The 18,476-nt window shown below is 66.4% G+C and carries 21 protein-coding genes; 8 read left to right on the plus strand and 13 right to left on the minus strand.

Annotated elements, in window-relative coordinates; translation table 11 throughout:
- Positions 1 to 102: 102 nt before the first annotated feature.
- The 3 genes from QMO76_RS09870 to QMO76_RS09880 all read left to right on the plus strand — a co-directional run bounded on the left by QMO76_RS09870 (position 103) and on the right by QMO76_RS09880 (position 2,645).
- Entirely contained in the window at positions 103 to 405 is a 303-nt protein-coding gene (locus tag QMO76_RS09870; protein ID WP_306360894.1) for a type II toxin-antitoxin system Phd/YefM family antitoxin, read from the plus strand.
- Positions 402 to 782 (plus strand): type II toxin-antitoxin system VapC family toxin, encoded by a 381-nt coding sequence (locus QMO76_RS35320; RefSeq protein WP_372341938.1) that lies wholly within the window; start codon positions 402 to 404, stop codon positions 780 to 782. Before QMO76_RS09870 ends, QMO76_RS35320 begins: the two co-directional genes overlap by 4 nt.
- Positions 783 to 1,016: 234 nt before the next feature.
- Positions 1,017 to 2,645 (plus strand): FAD-binding protein, encoded by a 1,629-nt coding sequence (locus QMO76_RS09880; RefSeq protein ID WP_306360896.1) that lies wholly within the window; start codon positions 1,017 to 1,019, stop codon positions 2,643 to 2,645.
- On the opposite strand, the gene QMO76_RS09885 is transcribed toward QMO76_RS09880, so the two are convergent.
- From QMO76_RS09885 to QMO76_RS09905, 6 genes are all read right to left on the minus strand, one after another.
- The gene (locus QMO76_RS09885) at positions 2,631 to 2,966 is read right to left on the minus strand and encodes a DUF1330 domain-containing protein (protein WP_306360897.1); all 336 of its coding nucleotides are present in this window, start codon (positions 2,964 to 2,966) and stop codon (positions 2,631 to 2,633) included. The genes QMO76_RS09880 and QMO76_RS09885 overlap by 15 nt on opposite strands.
- 193 nt (positions 2,967 to 3,159) lie before the next feature.
- Positions 3,160 to 4,038: a Bax inhibitor-1/YccA family protein gene (locus QMO76_RS09890; protein WP_306360898.1), complete on the minus strand. Its 879-nt coding sequence runs from the start codon at positions 4,036 to 4,038 to the stop codon at positions 3,160 to 3,162.
- A 248-nt stretch (positions 4,039 to 4,286) separates the two neighbouring features.
- A complete protein-coding gene (locus QMO76_RS35325; protein ID WP_372341939.1) occupies positions 4,287 to 4,574 on the minus strand; it encodes a helix-turn-helix domain-containing protein in 288 nt (95 codons plus the stop codon).
- A 55-nt stretch (positions 4,575 to 4,629) separates the two neighbouring features.
- Positions 4,630 to 4,896 carry a hypothetical protein gene (locus QMO76_RS09895; protein WP_306360899.1) on the minus strand — a complete coding sequence of 89 codons (267 nt, stop codon included), beginning with the start codon at positions 4,894 to 4,896 and terminating at the stop codon, positions 4,630 to 4,632.
- Positions 4,893 to 5,099, minus strand: coding sequence for a hypothetical protein (locus tag QMO76_RS09900; RefSeq protein ID WP_306360900.1), 207 nt, complete (start codon positions 5,097 to 5,099; stop codon positions 4,893 to 4,895). The genes QMO76_RS09895 and QMO76_RS09900 overlap by 4 nt, the downstream gene beginning before the upstream one ends.
- Positions 5,096 to 5,272: a hypothetical protein gene (locus QMO76_RS09905; RefSeq protein WP_306360901.1), complete on the minus strand. Its 177-nt coding sequence runs from the start codon at positions 5,270 to 5,272 to the stop codon at positions 5,096 to 5,098. The genes QMO76_RS09900 and QMO76_RS09905 overlap by 4 nt, the downstream gene beginning before the upstream one ends.
- Before the next feature lie 24 nt (positions 5,273 to 5,296).
- Here QMO76_RS09905 and QMO76_RS09910 point away from each other — a divergent pair, with 24 nt between their 5' ends.
- Positions 5,297 to 6,667, plus strand: a complete 1,371-nt coding sequence (locus QMO76_RS09910) for a helix-turn-helix domain-containing protein (RefSeq protein ID WP_306360902.1) — start codon at positions 5,297 to 5,299, stop codon at positions 6,665 to 6,667.
- On the opposite strand, the gene cutA is transcribed toward QMO76_RS09910, so the two are convergent.
- Positions 6,648 to 6,983, minus strand: a complete 336-nt coding sequence (cutA, locus tag QMO76_RS09915) for a divalent-cation tolerance protein CutA (RefSeq protein ID WP_306360903.1) — start codon at positions 6,981 to 6,983, stop codon at positions 6,648 to 6,650. The two genes, QMO76_RS09910 and cutA, sit on opposite strands and share 20 nt — an antisense overlap.
- 1,163 nt (positions 6,984 to 8,146) lie before the next feature.
- Here cutA and QMO76_RS09920 point away from each other — a divergent pair.
- Together QMO76_RS09920 and QMO76_RS09925 are read left to right on the plus strand one after the other, a co-directional pair.
- Complete coding sequence (locus QMO76_RS09920) at positions 8,147 to 8,563, plus strand: hypothetical protein (protein WP_306360904.1); 417 nt, start codon at positions 8,147 to 8,149, stop codon at positions 8,561 to 8,563.
- Positions 8,564 to 8,878: 315 nt separating this feature from the next.
- Positions 8,879 to 9,319, plus strand: a complete 441-nt coding sequence (locus QMO76_RS09925; protein ID WP_306360905.1) for a hypothetical protein — start codon at positions 8,879 to 8,881, stop codon at positions 9,317 to 9,319.
- 504 nt (positions 9,320 to 9,823) lie between these two features.
- Here QMO76_RS09925 and QMO76_RS09930 read toward each other — a convergent pair.
- The 5 genes from QMO76_RS09930 to QMO76_RS09950 form a co-directional block, all read right to left on the minus strand.
- Positions 9,824 to 10,747, minus strand: a complete 924-nt coding sequence (locus QMO76_RS09930; RefSeq protein ID WP_306361141.1) for an LLM class F420-dependent oxidoreductase — start codon at positions 10,745 to 10,747, stop codon at positions 9,824 to 9,826.
- Positions 10,748 to 10,791: 44 nt separating this feature from the next.
- Positions 10,792 to 11,940, minus strand: coding sequence for a class I SAM-dependent methyltransferase (locus tag QMO76_RS09935; protein ID WP_306360906.1), 1,149 nt, complete (start codon positions 11,938 to 11,940; stop codon positions 10,792 to 10,794).
- Between the two features lie 132 nt (positions 11,941 to 12,072).
- Positions 12,073 to 13,491, minus strand: coding sequence for an MDR family MFS transporter (locus QMO76_RS09940; protein WP_306360907.1), 1,419 nt, complete (start codon positions 13,489 to 13,491; stop codon positions 12,073 to 12,075).
- 82 nt (positions 13,492 to 13,573) lie between these two features.
- On the minus strand, positions 13,574 to 15,250 hold the full coding sequence (locus QMO76_RS09945) for a DUF885 family protein (RefSeq protein ID WP_306360908.1): 1,677 nt from the start codon (positions 15,248 to 15,250) through the stop codon (positions 13,574 to 13,576).
- Between the two features lie 327 nt (positions 15,251 to 15,577).
- Positions 15,578 to 16,495 (minus strand): ribonuclease Z, encoded by a 918-nt coding sequence (locus QMO76_RS09950; RefSeq protein WP_306360909.1) that lies wholly within the window; start codon positions 16,493 to 16,495, stop codon positions 15,578 to 15,580.
- Between the two features lie 174 nt (positions 16,496 to 16,669).
- Between QMO76_RS09950 and QMO76_RS09955 the strand changes: the two genes are divergently transcribed.
- Both QMO76_RS09955 and QMO76_RS09960 read left to right on the plus strand, forming a co-directional pair.
- Positions 16,670 to 17,242 (plus strand): hypothetical protein, encoded by a 573-nt coding sequence (locus QMO76_RS09955; RefSeq protein ID WP_306360910.1) that lies wholly within the window; start codon positions 16,670 to 16,672, stop codon positions 17,240 to 17,242.
- A gap of 92 nt (positions 17,243 to 17,334) precedes the next feature.
- A complete protein-coding gene (locus tag QMO76_RS09960; protein ID WP_306360911.1) occupies positions 17,335 to 17,946 on the plus strand; it encodes a DUF305 domain-containing protein in 612 nt (203 codons plus the stop codon).
- Positions 17,947 to 18,143: 197 nt separating this feature from the next.
- On the opposite strand, the gene QMO76_RS09965 is transcribed toward QMO76_RS09960, so the two are convergent.
- Positions 18,144 to 18,434: a hypothetical protein gene (locus tag QMO76_RS09965; protein ID WP_306358160.1), complete on the minus strand. Its 291-nt coding sequence runs from the start codon at positions 18,432 to 18,434 to the stop codon at positions 18,144 to 18,146.
- Between the last annotated feature and the right edge of the window lie 42 nt (positions 18,435 to 18,476).

Here is an 18,476-nt window from a genome sequence, read left to right on the forward strand (position 1 = left end):
GCCGGAAGGCCCGCCCGATTCGATCGTCGGGCGGGCCTTCCGCTGTCTCGGGGAGATGCGATGCGAGGTTCCCCACACCAGCAAGTCTTGTACAATTTGTACATGAATACCGAGCCTGCGTACCTGCGTGACCTACCCACCGCTACATTGGCCGAAGCCCGGGCCGACCTTCCGAAGTTGGCGAACCTCGCGCACTACACCGGGCAGACCACGCTGCTCACCAGGTACGGAAAGCCATGGGCGGTCATCGCCCCCATCTCGGCCACACTCGTCGGCGAACCGCACCCACCAGGCCAGGACATCGCGGATCTCGCCGAGCGCCTCGCCGCCCTGGGCGGAAGTACCGCGACGACGAGCGACATCGTCGAAGCCGTGCGAGAAGTGCGCGAGGAGGGTGATACGTGATCGTTGCCGACGCATCAGCCGTCGTAGAGCTTCTGGTCGGTGATTCGAGGAAGGTCGCCCGAAAGTTCGCCAGCAACCCGGTGTACGCCCCGGCCCACGTCGATTTCGAAGTAGCCAAGGTCATCCGGCGTCTGCATCTGAGCGGGAAGTTGGATGGACACCGCAGCGGCGCCGCAATCCAGGACCTTGCCCATCTGCCTATAACTCGAATTCCTTTGGCGGACCTACTCCCCCGCGTGTGGCAACTGCGATGCAATACCTACCCGGGGGACGCGTTCTACCTGGCCCTCGCGGAGGATCTGGCGTGCCCCTTGGTGACAGCTGATGGAAAGTTGAGTTCGACCCCTGGGCACCACGCGTCGGTAGTGATGATCTAGCGACAATTGGGCGGGTGCCGTCGGCGCCCGCCTCTGTTCAGCCGCCACTGGCGGTACTTCGGACGCACCTCGCTGGATCGCCGACCCGACAGCGGGCGGATCATCGCCTGCCAAGTGGTAGGCATATGCGCCGGAGCCTCGGGCTGCGCGTCCGAAACGCATCCCAAAATAGAACACGTTATAGTCTGCCCACGAGTTCCGAGCGGCCGGGCGGTCGGTGGGAGGGTGAAGGCAATGGTGCGGACCTGGGGCGAGACCGCGGATGTGGTGGTCGTCGGGTACGGCGGGGCGGGCGTCACGGCGGCGCTGGCGGCTCGGGAAGCCGGGGCGGGGGTACTGGCCATCGACCGGTTCGGCGGGGGCGGGGCGACCGCGCTGTCCGGCGGCATCATCTACGCGGGCGGCGGCACCTGGGTGCAGCGGGCCGCCGGGGTGGCCGATGATGTCGACGCCATGTTCGCCTACCTGCGCGCCGAGGTCGGCGACGCGGTCAGCGAAGCGACCCTGCGCCGGTTCTGTGCGGAATCGCCCGCCATGGTCGACTGGCTGACCCGACACGGTGTTCCCTTCGAGGCATCACTGTGCCCGTACAAGACCTCGTATCCGACCGACGACCATTACCTGTACTACTCGGGCAGCGAAATCGCCGGGGGCTTCCGGGAATTGGCGACTCCGGCACAGCGCGGACACCGCGCCCACGGGCCGGGTGTCTCGGGCAAGAAGGTATTCGCCCCGCTGGCGGCGTCCGCTGCGGCGCACGGGGTCGAGGTGCGGACCGGCACCAAGGCGACGCGGCTCGTGGTGGACGACGGGCAGGTCGTCGGCGTGGAAGCCGTGACGCTCGCGCACGCGCCCCGCGCGGTGCGGCGACAGTTCGCGGCACTGGCCCGGATCTCGGCGAAACCCGGTGTCTACCACCCGGGTTTGCGACGCATCGCGCAGCGCCGCCTCGACCGCCTCGAACAGCGCTACGGCACCGTGACGCGGCTGCGCGCCCGCTCGGCGGTCATCATGACCACCGGCGGTTTCATCGCCGACGGCGAGATGGTGCGGCGGTACGCACCGGAGTATCCGTGGGACTCGGGCCTGCCGTTGGGCACCGCCGGGGACGACGGCAGCGGTATCCGCATGGCGCAGGAACTCGGCGCCGCCACCGACAAGATGGGCACCATCTCGACCTGGCGGTTCATCGCGCCGTCCAGCGCCTTCTTCAGCGCGCTCGCGGTGGACGTCGACGGTGCGCGCATGATCGACGAATCCCGCTACGGCGCCGCCCTCGGCGGTGCCATCGTCACCCGCCCCGGCCAACGGGCCTGGCTGGTTCTCGACGTCGACCTGCTCGCCGAGGCCCGCGGGCAGCTCGCCGCGCAGTCGGTGTGGTTCCAGCGCATGCAGACCGAACGCCTGCTGCGGTTCGGCCGGATCACCGGGGGTTCGCTCGAGGAGGTCGCCGCTCGGGCAGGCATCGACCCGGCCGGGCTGCGCCGCACCGTGGACGCGCACAATGCCGCGATCGCCGACGATCGTCCCGATCCCATGGGCAAGCCCGCCGATATCCGCCGCCCGATTCAGCGGGGGCCGTTCACACTGCTGGACATCTCGATCCGTGCGGCGCTCACCTATCCGACGCCGATGCTCACCCTGGGCGGCGTCCGCGTCGACGAATCCACCGGCGCGGTGCTCACCGACACAGGCGCACCCGTCCCTGGGCTGTTCGCCGCGGGCCGCGCCGCCGTCGGCGTCTGCTCGAACGGCTACGTCAGCGGACTGTCGATCGCGGACTGCGTCTTCTCCGGCCGCCGCGCGGGCATGCACGCCGCGCGGACGGTCGATGTGCGGCCGGACGGGTCAGCGAAGACCTAGCTCGGTGAGCAGATCGGTGGAGCGGTGGTCGGCGCGGCAGCCGTCGGCGAGTACCGCCACGCTGACGGAGTTCTTCAGCCGGAGCGGAAGGATCGCCTGGTAGGCCGGGGAGTCGTACCACTGCACGGCCCGGTCGTACTCCGGGAATTCGAGGATGACGATGAAAGCCTCCTCCGGGCCCTCCGTGGCCTGCTGACGGCCGCCGTGCACCAGGAAGCGGCCGCCGAAGGGGGCGAGGGTTTCGTCGATCCGCTCGAGGTACTCGACGATGTCGGCATTGAGGTCCAGGTCGTGAATGTGGGCGACGGCGTAGGCGGTCATGGCGGGCTCCTGGAGGAGATTTCGGTTACCGCACCCGATACTTCCCGGTGCGGGCCGCGAAGGCGATTACCCGCCGGGTAATGGGCATCGCTCACGCGGCCGCTCCAGCATGCGCCCTCCCGTAACGGGAGAGTCCAGACGCGATGAGGGGCGGACACCGTGCTCCGGTGCCCGCCCCTCATTCGTCTATGCGCTAGTCGTTCTGGAAGTACGACAGCAGGCGCAGGATCTCGATGTAGAGCCACACCAGGGTGACGGTCAGGCCGAGGGCGACGCCCCAGGCCGCCTTCGCCGGGGCGTTGGCGCGGATGAGCTGGTCGGCCGCGTCGAAGTCCAGCAGGAAGCTGAACGCGGCGATGGCGATGACCACCAGGCTGAAGATGATGGCGATGGGGCCGCCGTCGCGCAGGCCGAAGCCGCCGGGGGTGAAGAAGGCGGCGACGAAGTTGCCCAGCATCAGCACCAGGATGCCGATCATGGCGCCGACGATCATGCGGGTGAAGCGCGGGGTGACGCGGATGGCTCCGGTCTTGTACACGACCAGCATGCCGAAGAACACGCCGAAGGTGCCCAGCACCGCCTGCGCGATCATGCCCGCACCGCCCACGCCGCCGAATTCGACGCCGGTGAACATGTACGACAGCGCGCCGAGGAACAGGCCCTCGAACGCCGCGTAGCTCAGCACGATGGCCGGGTTGTCCTGTTTGCGCCCGAAGCTGGCGACCAGCACCAGACCCAGGCCCACCAGGCCGCCGACGATGACGAACAGCGGGGCCAGATTGTGGTTGTAGGAGGTGAGGCCGTACGACAGGATCGCGCCGAGGGTGACCACACCCAGCGTGATACCGGTCTTGGTGACCACGTCGTCGATGGTCATCGGCCGGGTGGTCGGCACCGGCATCTGCTGGTAACCCTGCGGCGGGTAGCCGCCCGGAGGCTGGCCGTACCCGTACGGCTGCTGCTGTGCGAACTGTCCGGCTCCAGCGGCCGCCGAACCAAATCCGGCGTAGCCGCCGCCCTGCTGCTGTTGCGGCGACAGGTTCCGGAAGACCGGGTTGCTTGTGGTGCGCAAGGCGCGTCCCTTTCTGGAGTCGTGGCTCACGACACTCGTGGCCTCGTTCTACAGTCTCCAACGTCCGGCGGCGGCTGTCAGTTCCCGACACCCACCACGTATCAGACAAATCGGACTTTACCGCGTGGTCGGTCTGTTGACCGACTCATGGCAGAGCCCACAACGACCGACATGGCTCATGACCATATCCGCGATCCGCTCCCGATGGTCCAGACCCCACCGAAATCCAGCCGCTTTCCCCGGCCGGGTCACCGGCCGCAGGCCGTCCCACGATCGTCGGACCCGTTCGCCTCGATCCTGATGCCGTACCCGAGCTCATGCATCATCCGTGCAAGGCTCCGGAGGGTGAGGGTCCGCCCGCCACGGAGTTGTCGACGTATCTCCGCTGGCCGCACTCCCAGTCTGGCAGCGAGTTCTTCCATGCTCGTGCCGGTGGCAGCCAGGGCTTCATGAACCATCTCCGTGGCCGCGAGCAACAGCCGCTCTTCGGCGAGCAGCGCATCTGCTTCCGGTGTGCGTCGAAACCAGGTCGTCATTGCACCTCGTACCCTTCCGATGCGGCTCGATTGCAGCCAAGATCGCAGACAAGTCTCACCGGCCGGAGATGCGGCCGCAGGTGGGTCCGCCGGGGCGCCTGGCCTCGCGCTCGGCGAGGATCTGCCAAAACAGCTCGCGCTGTGCGGGGAACAAGTCGAAACACTCGCCGAGGTCGACACCGTTCTCGGTGGGCGGCATGGGCAAGTCGCGCTGGTCGCCGCGCACCGTGAAAACGGTTGCGACGCCGTCGATGATCGCCCAACGTGCGGTGCCGCTCGCGTGCGTGGTGACGTACATCGTCGGTGGGGCCGGTGCGCTCACTCCGGCCATCCCGCCGGTACCAGCGTGCCGTCGCCGACGAGCTGCTTGTACGCGATCGTCTTCGTAAGACATTGGCCCACACGGCATTCGCGGTGAGCTTGCATGGCCTCGTGCGGATGCTCAGCCGCCCATCGGAAACTCGCGTGGCTGATGATCGTGGCGATGGTCGCGGCGTCGATGCCTGCGGGGAGATGAATCGTCATGATAACTCCCGCAACGGAACGAGCGTGCGCGTGGCCTCGGCGTCGAGGCGTGCCTGGATCTCCGCGACGGTGGGGCCGCGGTGGTGACGGGCGTGGGGCGCATGGTCGAGCGCGGCGGCTGTGGCCACGACCAGGAGCAGCGCGGTGACCACGATTGCGAGGATGATTTCCATGTCGGGTGCCTCCAGGTCCCTGGAATGGTTGGAGTGCACCCGACGCCAGGGATGGAGGGGCTTCGGCCTGGCGCCGGGGCTGAATATCAGCGTTCCGGTTATCCGAGCTGGCGAACAGCGCAAAACTATAGGCAAATAAGGACATCGGACTGGGGAGAGCCGATCAACACGAACTTCCGGGCATTTCGGCTGGCCAAGGGCTTGTCACAACCCAAGCTGGCCGAGTTGGTGTGCGATCACGTCGAACGGGCGACCGGCCACCGACCCGGTACCGACGCCCAGGCGATCAGCCGAATCGAATGCGGCGAAATCACCTGGCCTCGCCGTGCGACACGCCAAGCCCTCATGGCAGTCTTGGACAGTGAAACGGAAGCCGCCCTCGGGCTGTACCCGAAGCGAACCACACGCGACGCGGACAAGGACGAAGCCACGAAGCGCAGAGCATTCCTCGCCGTAGCCGGGCTAACTGCCCCATTGCTGGGCAACCGGCCGCCCGCTCATGTCGGAGCGATCGACGTCGACCACATGCGCCGGAAGTTCACCAGACTCGAAGCACTGGACAGCGAATACGGCGGCGGCGATACCTTCCACCTGTACTTCACCGAACTTGCCCGCACCGAGCAGCTTCTTAGGAGCACCACTCGGCGGCTCGCCGTGTCGGAAAGCCTCGTCGGCCTGGCCGCGCAGCAGGCCCAGCAGGCAGGATGGGCGGCCTTCGACGCCGGATTCAATAAGATCGCGGTCGCCCTGTTCGACTACGGCTACAGCGCCGCACGCGAAGTAGGCAGCCGCGAGCTGGAGGCAAACTCCCTCATTCATATCGCCTACGCGACTGGAGAATCCGAGTCGATCGAGGCGGCAGACGCCGCGTGTGTCGCGCTCAGCCCGGGTGCACCAGGCAAAGCGGTCGCGATGCTGCAATCACGCCGGGCATGGTCCTTCGCCACCGTTGGGGACAAGGCAGCTGCCGCCCGCGCGCTCGACTCCGCTCATGCCGGCTTGGAGGCCATGGACGATTCGCCGAGCTGGTGCTCATGGATGAACCATGCGGAGCTCGACATCATGGCGGGTCGTGTCTGGTCCGTGCTGCACGAACCGGAGCGTGCCATACCACCTCTACAGCAGTCACTCGCCGCGTACCCGGACATCTGGGCTCGGGACAAGGCGCTGTACTTGACGTGGCTGGCCGACGCCTATCTCGACATCGGCGACCGGGAGCAGGCACTAGCAGCGACCGAACAGGCTTTCACCCTCGCCAGGGAAGTCTCGTCGGTGCGGCCGCTGGCGCGTGTGCGCGAGTGCGCCCAGCGTGCGTTGGCGGTTGAGGTGGCCGGGGCCGAGGATCTCGTGCGCCGCACCGCCGCCGCACGTTCGCCTATTCCTTTGCAGCTGTGAACTTCTCGACCCAGTCGGCGTAGTGGTCGGTAGCCCACTCGACGGGCGAAGCGAGAATTTCAGGACCGGGTGCCCACGGGTGCAGTTCCAGAATCCGGGTGGCCAGTTTGTCGCGAAGAGTCGCCGAGGTTTTGAGGGTCACGCGCCATTCCTGCCCCTCACCGAGTTCATCGTTGTGCCAGAACACCGAGAACGCCGGTCCGGTCACCTCCGCGCCAGCGGCGAGCCGTTCAGCCACTACGGTCCGCGCGATCTGCTGCGCGTCTTCCTCAGTCGGAGTTGTCGACGTAACCGACCACACCCTTGCCGCTGTCATGAGCCAACAGTAAGCCGCGATCGAAGTTCCCGTCAGCGATCGACCGCGGGCGAGTCCGGCGCCATGTTGTCATGCCTCCCTGAGAATCTAGCCGTGTCCGGACCACCGGACAGCCGCTATCGACCTGCTGACGAGCCTGTGACGCGCTGCTTCTCGAGAACTTCCACCTGCGATCTTAACACCGGCGACCTCTTAGGTGAGACTTCTGTCAGCGGTACAACTGCGTCTCGGTCACGCTCGACCCCATCCCCGCCCAACCCGCCGAAGGATGGACAACAGGAGCCATCCGAATCCTCGAAACCATCGCCCAAGGACTCACCGGAAAACCCGGCGGACCAATCACGGGCACCAGACCACCCCGCCTAAGCCCACGGGCAACGAACCCAAGCAAGGGCGAGCCCTTTCATCCTCCCCGCGCTTCACAGACGACAACTGGAGAGACCCGCAGCCGGAACCTTCCGATATCCAGCACTCGATCAGCACTGCCACAGCTACTACGGCACTCAGGGCCATGGATTCCGAGCTTCGCCCGCACAGGGATCGCAAAAACCGGACAAATTCCGCGGCAGCTGCTGTCAAGAGTCGACGATTTCACTACATCAAAAGTATCAATTCTGCATGAAATATCTGCAACCTTCGGCCGCCCTCTTTCCTTTGCAGGAATACCAAACCCACCCGCCGCTGCAGGCCCGTTCGCTGCCACACGATTCAAATGACGACGGGCGCCACAAGTGGTAAACCCGGGGGCCCGCCCCTGCCTATTGCAATGCCACCGCACTCGGCTACCAACGGTTCCATCACAGCCAAATTTGGTAGTGCCGTTTCAAACAACTACAAAGACACCTTCTTTGCGGCGCATCCCACGCTGAAGGGAAGGTGGTCGTACATCATGCCGTAGAACAACAAACACTCGGAAGGTATCCAGGTCTTGTTACCGAGGCTGAGATTCACTCATTGGCGAACCTTCGCGGTATTCCAAAGGGGAGAATCAATGGCCGAATACATCTCAGCCTGATCAGAAAGGCATGGAATCGTTTCTAGAAGAAGTCGACACGTTGGGCAGAAACCCAACCCAGCAGGAACTATTGGACCACGCTACATATATCGATCGAACCTTCGGACACTTCTTCAATCCTCCACTCTGATCAAGTAGGATGCCTATCATGAGATATTACTCAATCGAGCCTGAAGTCGCGGGTGGCCATGGGCGAGGAACTGTATACGACTACGCAGTGACGCCTGCTGCGGTCTCGCGATTGCATTATGAATTCTCCGACTGGCTTGGGGATTCATTATTGGAGAGCGCGCCCTGCTTCATTGCCACGGTTGACCTCTCACGACAGATAGAGCAAATAGGACTAACCGGCGTTACTTTCGACGAGGTGGAAACATCATTGTCTCCCGAAGGAGAGGAACTCATTGATCACCCCCTTCCCGAATGGCGATGGATGAAGGTTATCGGCTCCCCAGGCGAATCCGACTTCTATCTCGACGATAGCGCAACCTTAATTATATCCGAACGCGCACTCGAAGTGCTGCGAATGGCAGGTATTGATAATGCGGATATTGAAAGCCTGTAACGCGTGAGCTGACGAGCCACTAATTCAAACGTCAGCAGAGCTTGCCGTGGACGGCCGTCGAAGTCTTTAGGGTTACGCGCTATTCCTGGCCTTCGCCGAGTTTGTCGCTGTGCCAGAACACCAAAGACGCCGAACCGGTAGCGTCCGGACCAGTGGCGAGCACAGGGGGATTGAACGCGCTGGCGCGAATCCGCACACAGTTCGCGCGGATGGCTACTGGCAAGGCAGGTTCCGTGGAATAAGGATCGGTGGCTACTATGATAGTAGAACGGGACAGATAATAACAGAATTTCCAATCAAGAAAGGCGCTCGATAGTGGCGCGCACGAGTCTATTTATTGTTTCCGATGGCGAAATCTGGCAGTCAGAATCCGGTAATGGGGACGCATTCGCAATAGCTTCGTGGATCTACCAGGATGTTCAATCTGACACAACCTTATTGATCGAAATTATAGACTACGCTGTCGGCATGAACGGGCTGAGCGACGCTGACCCGCAAGAATTTACTGGAAATGCCTGGTCAGCGACCATGGAATCCCAAGGAATTTGGCTCGAGAACTTATATAGCGCCCACATAGAACCGAGGTTGATTTCCTACAACCTGCTAGTTGAAGTAATCGCCCAGTACTGGCGTTGCTTGCTCGAAATCGGCCTGAGCGAGCGCTTGACGATCGACGTTCAGAAATTCGAGGAATGGTGCGGTAGGCGCGCAAGAATCCCCTGGCCTTTGGATTCGCCCGAAGATTTTGCGCTCTAGAATAAAGCAGTCGGTAGCCGCGAGCACAGGGAGATGATTACACGTGTCACACATTCGAGGACTGACCGGGGATGATTGCGACACAATCGGCTTTGTACTCGCCAGCCTCTTCTGCCAGACAATAGATCTACCTGAACTGCGAAAATGGTGCGAACATGTTATCACTGTGAATGAATTTGAATCGATACCCGACTACATGTTCGAGCTGGTCAGTTTCGACGACAGCTTGTCAAAGCTATTCGATTGCATCGGATTCACACCCTCGTGCGTGCCATCCCCCAGGGAGGAACGCGCGCTATATGGTATAGCGCATCTTCGAGGCCGTACGGTATACGACCCACCGCTGTCCAGAAGCGAGTCGCTGACTGCACTCGGCGAAAGCCCCGATGTAAAGAGAAAATTCCGAAAGGTATTCCCTTTCATCGAGCTACCCGAATAGCGGCCATTGATGGTGGCGCCTACCATCGATAGAGTCAGGCGCCACCAACCGTGAGGCATAGCCGACTACAGCTGGCTCATGACCTTGTCCGCGATCAATTCCAGATGGTCCAGGTCACCCAGATCCAAGATCTGGAGATACACCCGGCTCGTGCCCGCTTCGGTGGCGTAGCGGCCGAGTTTGTCGACCACCTCGTCGGGGCTGCCCGCCAGGCCGTTGGCCTTCAGTTCGTCCACTTCGCGGCCGATGGTGGCGGCGCGGCGGGCTGCCTCGGCGTCGTCGCGGCCCACGCAGGCGATGAGGGCGTTGGAGTAGACGAGTTCGTTCGGGTCGCGTCCGGCGTCCTCGACGGCGGCGCGGACCCGCTCGAACTGGGCGGCGGTGTCGGGGATGGAGGAGAAGGGCATGTTGAATTCGTCGGCGTAGCGGGCGGTGAGGCGCGGGGTGCGCTTGGCGCCGTGGCCGCCGATGATGACGGGGATCTTGGGCTGGACCGGCTTGGGCAGGGCGGGCGAGTCCACCAGGGTGTAGTGCTCGCCGCTGAAGCTGAACGTCTCCCCCGCCGGGGTGCCCCACAGGCCGGTGAGCACGGCGAGCTGTTCCTCGAAGCGCGGGAACTTGTCGGCCGGGAACGGGATGCCGTAGGCGGTGTGCTCCTCGGCGAACCAGCCCGCGCCGAAACCGAATTCGACGCGGCCGCCGGACATGGCGTCCACCTGGGCGACCTGGATGGCGAGCACGCCCGGGTAGCGGAAGGTGGCCGAGGTCATGAGGGTGCCGAGCCGGATGCGGGAGGTCTCGCGGGCCAGTCCGGCGAGGGTGGTCCAGGCGTCGGTGGGGCCGGGCAGGCCGTCGGCGTCGCCCATCTTCAGGTAGTGGTCGGAGCGGAAGAACGCGTCGTAGCCGAGGTCCTCGGTGGCCTTGGCCACGGTGAGGAGGGTGTCGTAGGACGCGCCCTGCTGCGGTTCGGTGAAGATTCGAAGATCGATTCGGGCCATGCGTCCCATTGTGCTCGGTGAGCCGAGCGGTCGATTTACCGGCCGCTGTCGTGCAGGCCGCGCACCGACCGCGTGACGGTGAACTTCCGGTTGCGCCCGATCACATCGGTCTTGCCGACCATGCGCTCCATCACCCCGCGATAGTTCAGATGCGAGTTGTAGACCGTCCACAGCTCACCGCCCGGCCGCAGCACCCGCCCGGTCTGCTGGAACATCTTGATGGCCGAGCCGGTGTGCACGGCCGCACCCACATGGAAGGGCGGATTGCACAGCACCAGATCGGCGCTGTTGTCGGGCGCGTTGGACATGGCGTCGTCGCGCAGCACTGCCACCCGGTCGTCGACCGCGTTGACGGCCGCGGTGGCCCGGCTGGAGGCGACCGCGGCGGCGGACTGGTCGGTGGCCGTGACCCGCAGTCCCGGACGGGCTTTGGCCAGCGCCACCGCGAGAATGCCGGTGCCGCAACCGAGGTCGATGGCCTCGCGGGCATCCGGTTTCATGCGCTTCAGGAAATCCAGCAGGTACCGAGTCCCGATATCGAGTCGCGGCCCGGAGAAGGCCGCCCCGTGCGCCACCACCTCGAGCTCGCGGTCGTCGAGCCGGTTGCGCACCGGGAACGGCGGCTCGCCAACGGGTTTGGGCTCGGTGGCGGTGAGAATGCGGGACTTCTGCCTGCCCCGGCTGGCCCGCACCGAGCCGAAGGATTCGCCCAGCACATCGTTCATGGCGGGGGTCAGGTACTTGTCGCGACCGCCCGCGAACACCTCCACCTCCGGATCGGCGTAGCGGGCGATGGCGTCGGCGATCTCCGCCAGCCCCGACAGGGCGCGCGGCAGCCGCAGCAGCACCACCCGCACGTCCGCGAGCAGGCGGCGGCCGAGTTCGTGCGCCGTGTAGCGGTCCGCGAGTCCGACCACGCGGGCATTGTGGGCCAGGGCCTGCTCACTGGTGAGCAGATCCTGGTGCACGCGCACGCCGCGTAGATCGTGGGCGGCGATGGCCCCGAGGGTGAGCGCCCCATAGCCGTCGTCGATCACGGCGACCCGCCCGTCGCCCGCGGCGGCGAGCGATTCGGCCGCCACATCCAGCATCAGCCGGTCGGCGGCGTCCACCGCGTAGAGGTTCACCGCCTCCACATCGGGGTACCGCCGCAACCGGCTCAACACGTCCTCGACCTCAACCACACCTACAGTGTGCTAGATCATTGCCACGCTGTCCCATTCGGCCGGTTCATTGTGCTATGTCGTTACAGAATCACCTGAACCAACCGGCGATACCTCGCAAACTACTCGCAATTCTCACAGCGGACTTGCGAATCACCGGGTTGCTGAGGCTTCGCGCGCCCGCGGCATCATGGCCGAGGCGGCGACCATGACCACCGCCATCCCGGCGACGCCGAGGAATACCAGATGGATGGCCGGGGCCAGCACCTCCGGCGCGGGCTGATCGCTGCCCCCGACCCGGGAGTTCACCAGTGCGCCGAACACCGCCACGCCGACGGCGCTGCCGAGCGAGCGGGCGAACATATTGGTCGCGGTCACCACCCCGCGCTCGGTCCAGTCGACGCTGGCCTGTGCGGCGATCAGGGTCGGCGTCGCCACCAGGCCCATGCCGGTGCCGACGATGAAGCAGCCGACGGCCACCCGGAGCAGTCCGGAATCGGCGTCGACGAGCAGCAGCGTCGCCGCCCCGACCGAGCCGAGGGAGCTGCCGATAAGGGCGGTCCGCCGGAAACCGATGCGCAGGTACAGCTTTCCGGCCTGGGAGGCCGCCAACGGCCAGCCCATGGTGAGCGCGCCGACGGTGAGTCCCGCCAGCAGCGCCCCCGCGCCGAGCACACCCTGCGCGAAAGTCGGCACATACGAGGTCAATCCGAGGATCACCGCGCCGATGAGCAGCGACACCAGGCTGCTCGCCACCACCACGCGACGCGTGAAAACCCACAGCGGCAGAATCGGACTGGCGGCCCGCCGCTCGACCAGGCCGAACAGCACGAGCGCCAGCGCCCCGCCACCGAAGAGCGCCAGACTCGTCGGCGACCCCCACGCCCAGGCGTGCCCGCCCTCGAGCAGGGCGAGGATGAGTGCGCCAGCGCCCACCGTGAGCAGGGCCGCACCGAGGTAGTCGATGCGATGCGAGCGCCGGGGCGCGCTCTCGGTGAAATGGCGCATCAGCATCCACGCGGCCAGTGCGGCGAGCGGCAGGTTGATCAGGAAGATCCAGCGCCAGCTCACGTACTCGGCGAAGACCCCGCCCAGCACCGGCCCGAGCACCGACGAGGCGGCCCACACGCTGGCCAGATAGCCCTGCACCTTGGCGCGTTCGGCGACGGTGTACACATCCCCGGCGATGGTCATGGACATCGGCGCGACCGCGCCCGCGCCGATGCCCTGCACGGCCCGGAAGGCGATGAGCGCCACCATGCTGGTGGCAAGCCCGCACAGCAGCGAGCCGAGGGCGAAGACCGCGATGCCGAACAGCATGACCGGTTTGCGGCCGAGCATATCGGCGAGCTTGCCGTAGATCGGCACGGTCACCGCCTGCGCCAGCAGGTAGATGGAGAACAACCACGGGAACTGCGCGAACCCGCCGAGTTGATCGGTGATGGTGAGCACGGCGGTGGCGATGATGGTGGAATCCAGCGCCACCAGCGAGGTCGCCAACATGAGGGAGGCGAGCAGCGGCCCCCGCTCGGACCGGAAGCCGATGTCGGGCCGCACCCCGGTGGCTGTCATCGGCACCCCTCCTCGTTAGCTCGACTCATCAACTGGGTCGAACATATTCGAAGGGCCGCTATTCCCTCACCCGGTTATCCGGCTACAGCGTCGCGGCCAGCTCCCGCAGCACCGGCAGGCTCACCGAACCCGAGCCGAGCACCACATCGTGGAACGCCTTGATGTCGAAGGCGGCCCCGAGCCGCTGCCGCACCTGCTCGCGCTGGCGCTGGATCTCGAGCTGTCCGACCTTGTAGGCGACCGCCTGCCCCGGCATGGCGATATAGCGGTCCACCTCGATGCGGATCTCCTCCACACCGACCGGCGCGTTCTCCACCATGAAGTCGATGGCCTGCTGCCGCGTCCAGCCCTTGGCGTGCAGCCCGGTGTCGACCACCAGCCGGCAGGAACGCCAGGAGTCGCCGGCCAGCATGCCGACCCGGCCGAGATCGTCCGGGTACAGCCCCATCTCGTCGGCCAAACGTTCGGTGTAGAGCGCCCAGCCCTCCACGAAGGCGGTATTGGCGAAGGACTGCCGCTGGAAGCGCGGCAGGTGCTCGAGCTCGTTGGCGATGGTGAGCTGGAGATGATGGCCCGGAATGGCCTCGTGGAAGGCGACCGATGCGGTCTCGTACCGGTTGCGGCCCTTGGCGTCGTGCTGGTTGACGTAGTACGCCCCATTGCGGGAGCCGTCGGCGGCGGGCGGGAAATAGTAGGCGGCGGGCGCGTCGGCGGCCAGGAATTCGGGGACGGGGAGGATATCGCAGGACTGCCGGGGCAGCCTGCCGAACCACTCCCCCATCACCGCGCCGGCCGCCGCCAGACAGCGCCGGGCGTCGGCCATGATCTCGTCGCCGTCGCGGTAGCGCAGCTCCGGATCCTCACGCAGCCGGGTGAAGATCTCGCCGAGGTCACCGGTGCCGAACAGCCGCGCGCCGACCTCGCCGTATTCGGTGCGCAGCGTGGCCAATTCGGCGAGCCCGAGCTCGTGGATCTCCTCCGCGCCGAGGTCGGGCAGGGTGGTGTGGTGGCGCAGCAGGCGCGCGTAGATATCGGCTCCGTCGTCGCCGAGCCAGGTCAGGCCGGGGCGGTCGTCGGGGCGCGCCACCGGCAGCAGTTCGGTGGCGAGCGCCGCACGGTAGGCGGCGAACGCGGGGCGGATGACATCGCGCGCCACCTCGGTCAGCGCTGCGCGCCAAGCGGTTTCGCCGTCCCAGTCGGGCGGGCCCGGGAAGGTGACGAAGGGGTCGGCGGCGAGATCGGAGGCCAGGTAGCCGTCGAGCTGGTTGAGCGAACGCTCGATGGTGATGCGGGCGGGCGTGCGCCCGGCGGCCACACCGTCGCGGAAGCGCTGCACCGCCTGCTCCATCAGCTCGCCGAACCGCCGGTAGCGTTCGAGCAGTCCGGTCGCGTTCTCCGGTCGCGGGGCGTTGAGCTGCGGCGCCATGGTGAGCATGGCCGCGTGCACGCCCGTCATCTGGTCGGAGGCCATTTCCGCGGGCCGCCAGCCCAACTGGTCGATGGCGGAGGCGAGTTCGGTGCGCAGCAGGCTGCGGGTGATCCGGTCGGTGTCGGACAGCCGCTGCGGGTCGAGGGCGTCGACCTCACCCAGCAGGGCCTGCCAGGTGCCGAGCAGCCGGGCGTCCGCGTCGGCGGAGAGATCCTCGATGCGGTCGTCGAAGCGCCTGTCCCCCAACAGGGTTGCCTCACTCGGCGAGGATTCCAGGAACGCATCCCAGAAGCGGTCCGCCAACTCGATCAGCTCGTCGTGTGCGTCCATGCGAATCATCATGCCGCACGCTCATCCACCGACAGGGCAAAGTTGCGGGCCCGCGCTCACAATGCGCGCGGGCTCGCCGAGCCCGGAGCGACTCGACTCGCCGAGCCTGGAGCGACTTGAAAAGGGTGATCACCGGCCACCAGCGCAGTGATCACGGGGAACACCCGACCAGCGGCTCACCGAGGATCGTGAGACACACCCGGCCACGAATCTGCCGGGACTCCGAGCAATGCTCGCCGCCGCGAGTGTGCCGGAATCTCGGACTCGGGCCATCGCGAGCCCGCCTGCCGGAAGTGCGCTCGGCTCGGCATGAGCGCCCTGGAGCCGTTATCGCCTCGGCGGCACCGGAATCCGCGCCAAATCGGTCGCCACCACGATATCGCCGTCGAAGTTGGCGCGCGCCTGGTCGAGGTGGTCGTCGAGGGTGCCGTAGCGCTGGGAGAAGTGGGTGAGCACCAGGGTGCGCACACCCGCGGCGGCGGCCACCTTGCCTGCCTGGCCGGCGGTCAGGTGGCCGTACTCCTCGGCGAGGTCCATCTCCGCGTCGAGGAAGGTGGCCTCGATGACCAGCATGTCCACCCCCTCGGCCAGGGCGTGGACGCCGTCGCAGAGCCGGGTGTCCATGACGAAGGCGAAGCTCTGCCCCGGGCGCGGTTCGCTCACCTGGTCGAGAGTGATTGTGCGACCGTCGATCTCGATGCTTCCGGCGTGCTGCAACTCGCCGACGATCGGCCCCTCCAAACCGAATTCGCGCAGCAGGTCCGGGACGATGCGCCGCCCGTCGGGTTCGTCGATGCGGTAGCCGAAGGCTTCCACCGGATGCGACAGCGGTTCGGTGCGCAGGGTGAAACCGGCGTCGGGGACGGGCAATTCGCCCGCGGCGGCAATGGGGCGCGGACGGAGTTCGGCATGGTGGCGGTAGGCGGTGGAATCGCAGAGCCGCTGATAGAACCGTTCCCCGGAGGCCGGGTAGTACACGTCCACCGCGTGGGGCACCCGGTCCAGGCTGATGCGCTGCACGACGCCCGCCAGTCCCAGGCTGTGGTCGCCGTGGAAGTGCGTGATGCCGATGCGGGTGATGTCGGTCGCCGACAGGCCCGCGTAGATCATCTGCCGCTGCGTCCCCTCCCCCGGATCGAACAGCAACCCCTCCCCGTCCCACCTCAGCAGATAGCCGTTGTGGTTGCGCTGCTTGGTCGGCACCTGGCTCGCGGTTCCGAGAATGACCAGTTCGCGCTGTGACACGCGCGCCACGCTACCGCCTACGGCCGCCGAACCCGAGTCGGAGCGCACCGCGCGTTCCGGCCACCGGCCCCCGCCCCGGCCGGAATCGGCACGGCCACGCGGCCTCGAATCGCCCACCCAAATACCAACAGGGGGTATGCGGTAGATCCGAAATCGCGCCGCTACACTGGCCGCGTGGACGAACAGCAAACGCCGCGCGCCGCCGGGTACGCCCGCGCGCTGGCCCTGTTCGTCCTGCTGGCCGGGGTCATCATCATGCACTCGGGAGCCTTCGCACCCAGCGGCGGCGGCCACCACGGGGCAACCGAACCGGCCTCGACGCACACGGCGACACACGGCCGGTCGGCTTCGGGCTTCGGGCAGCTGGTCGCCCCGAGTCCAGGCATCGCCGCGCCAGCGACCGTACCCGCGTCGGACGATCCGGCTGCCCACCGCACGCATCCGGATCGGTCCCGCCAGACCGCCAGCGGTGACCACGTCGTTCTCGGGGCGGGGGCGTTCGCGACGTCGTCGAGCGCCTCGCCCTGCACGAGTGGTGACTGCACGCCGAACATTGCCGGATCGCACGGCTGCGTCTTCGTGCTGACGGCGCTCGCGCTGACGCTGGTGCTGGCGGCCTTGTACTGGGTGGGTTGGACGCGCCCCGGATGCACTGCCTCACGCCCGCGTTGGTGGCGTGCGCGACGCGCCCGGCCGCCGCCGTGGACGGTCCTCACTCTGGCCGAGTTGGCGATTCTCCGAATCTGATGGGCAGCGCCGCTTCCGCGTCGTACGGGCGCGGCAGCGCGATCACCTCTGTCTTCATCACATTCACACGCCAATTACCAAGGAGTACAGACATGTTCGAAACCACCCGGGTGAAGCTCGCCATTCTCACCGGCCTCTCGTCGGCCGCCCTCGTCGCCGCCGGGTGCGGCGGGAACGACGCCGCGACGGTTCAGGCGGTCGGCGGCGATGCCACCACCTCGGTCGCGGCCGCCACGCGCAGCGATTTCAATGCCGCCGACGTGGAGTTCCTCCAGATGATGTACCCGCATCACGCCCAGGCCGTGGAGATGGCGAAGCTGGTGCCGGGCCGCACGGAGAACGCGGAGCTCATCGCGCTCGCGCGGGCCGTGGAGCAGGCGCAGGCCCCTGAGATGCGGCAGTTCTCCACGCTGCTGGTGAGCTTCGGCGAACCCGAACCCACCGAGGACGGCGGTCACGCGGGGCACGGCGGCATGCAGGGCATGATGTCGCCGGAGCAGATGGTGGCGCTGGGACTGGCCAGCGGCGACGCGTTCGACGAGAAGTGGATGACCATGATGATCGAACACCACCAGGGTGCGATCGCCATGGCCGAGACCGAACTCGCCCAGGGCGTGAACGCCGACGCCAAGCAGCTGGCGCAGGCGATCATCACGGCCCAGCGGACCGAGATCGACCAGATGCGGGGGATGCTGGGGCAGTAGGTGGTCAGCGCCCCGCTGCCTGACGGCCGCGGGGCGCGGGGTGGGAGGTGCCCGAACGCGCGGCCCATGCGCGGTCCCATGACCGACGCACCGGCCCACGTACCACCAAGCCGAGGTACGGCGGTGCACCTGGACAACACGCGGCGGGCGGGTCGATGTCGACCCGCCCGCCCTGAGGGTTGCACTCGACCCGGGTGCTACGTCCCGATGACCGAGTTCATGATGGTGCCCGCACTGGTGGCGGTGGCGCCGCCGATCATGGCCCCGGCCACCATCTTCGGGGATTCGAGTCCGCCACCGCTCCACTTCTCCCAGGCGAACCGGCCGCCGCCGTAGGTGATGGCGGTGACGCCCGACAGCAGCACGAACCAGTTGAAATAGCGGACCAGCTTCATGAGTTTGTCGGCGACCGGCGGCGTTTCCGGCGTCGGGTTACCGACCTGCGCGAAGACCGTCGTATACGTGTCGTGTACGGCGGCGAGAAGCATGCTCACAATCGGTTCCTCTCGGATGCTGAGGTGATGCTGGTG

Source organism: Nocardia sp. CC227C (assembly GCF_030767025.1).
GTDB lineage: Bacteria > Actinomycetota > Actinomycetes > Mycobacteriales > Mycobacteriaceae > Nocardia.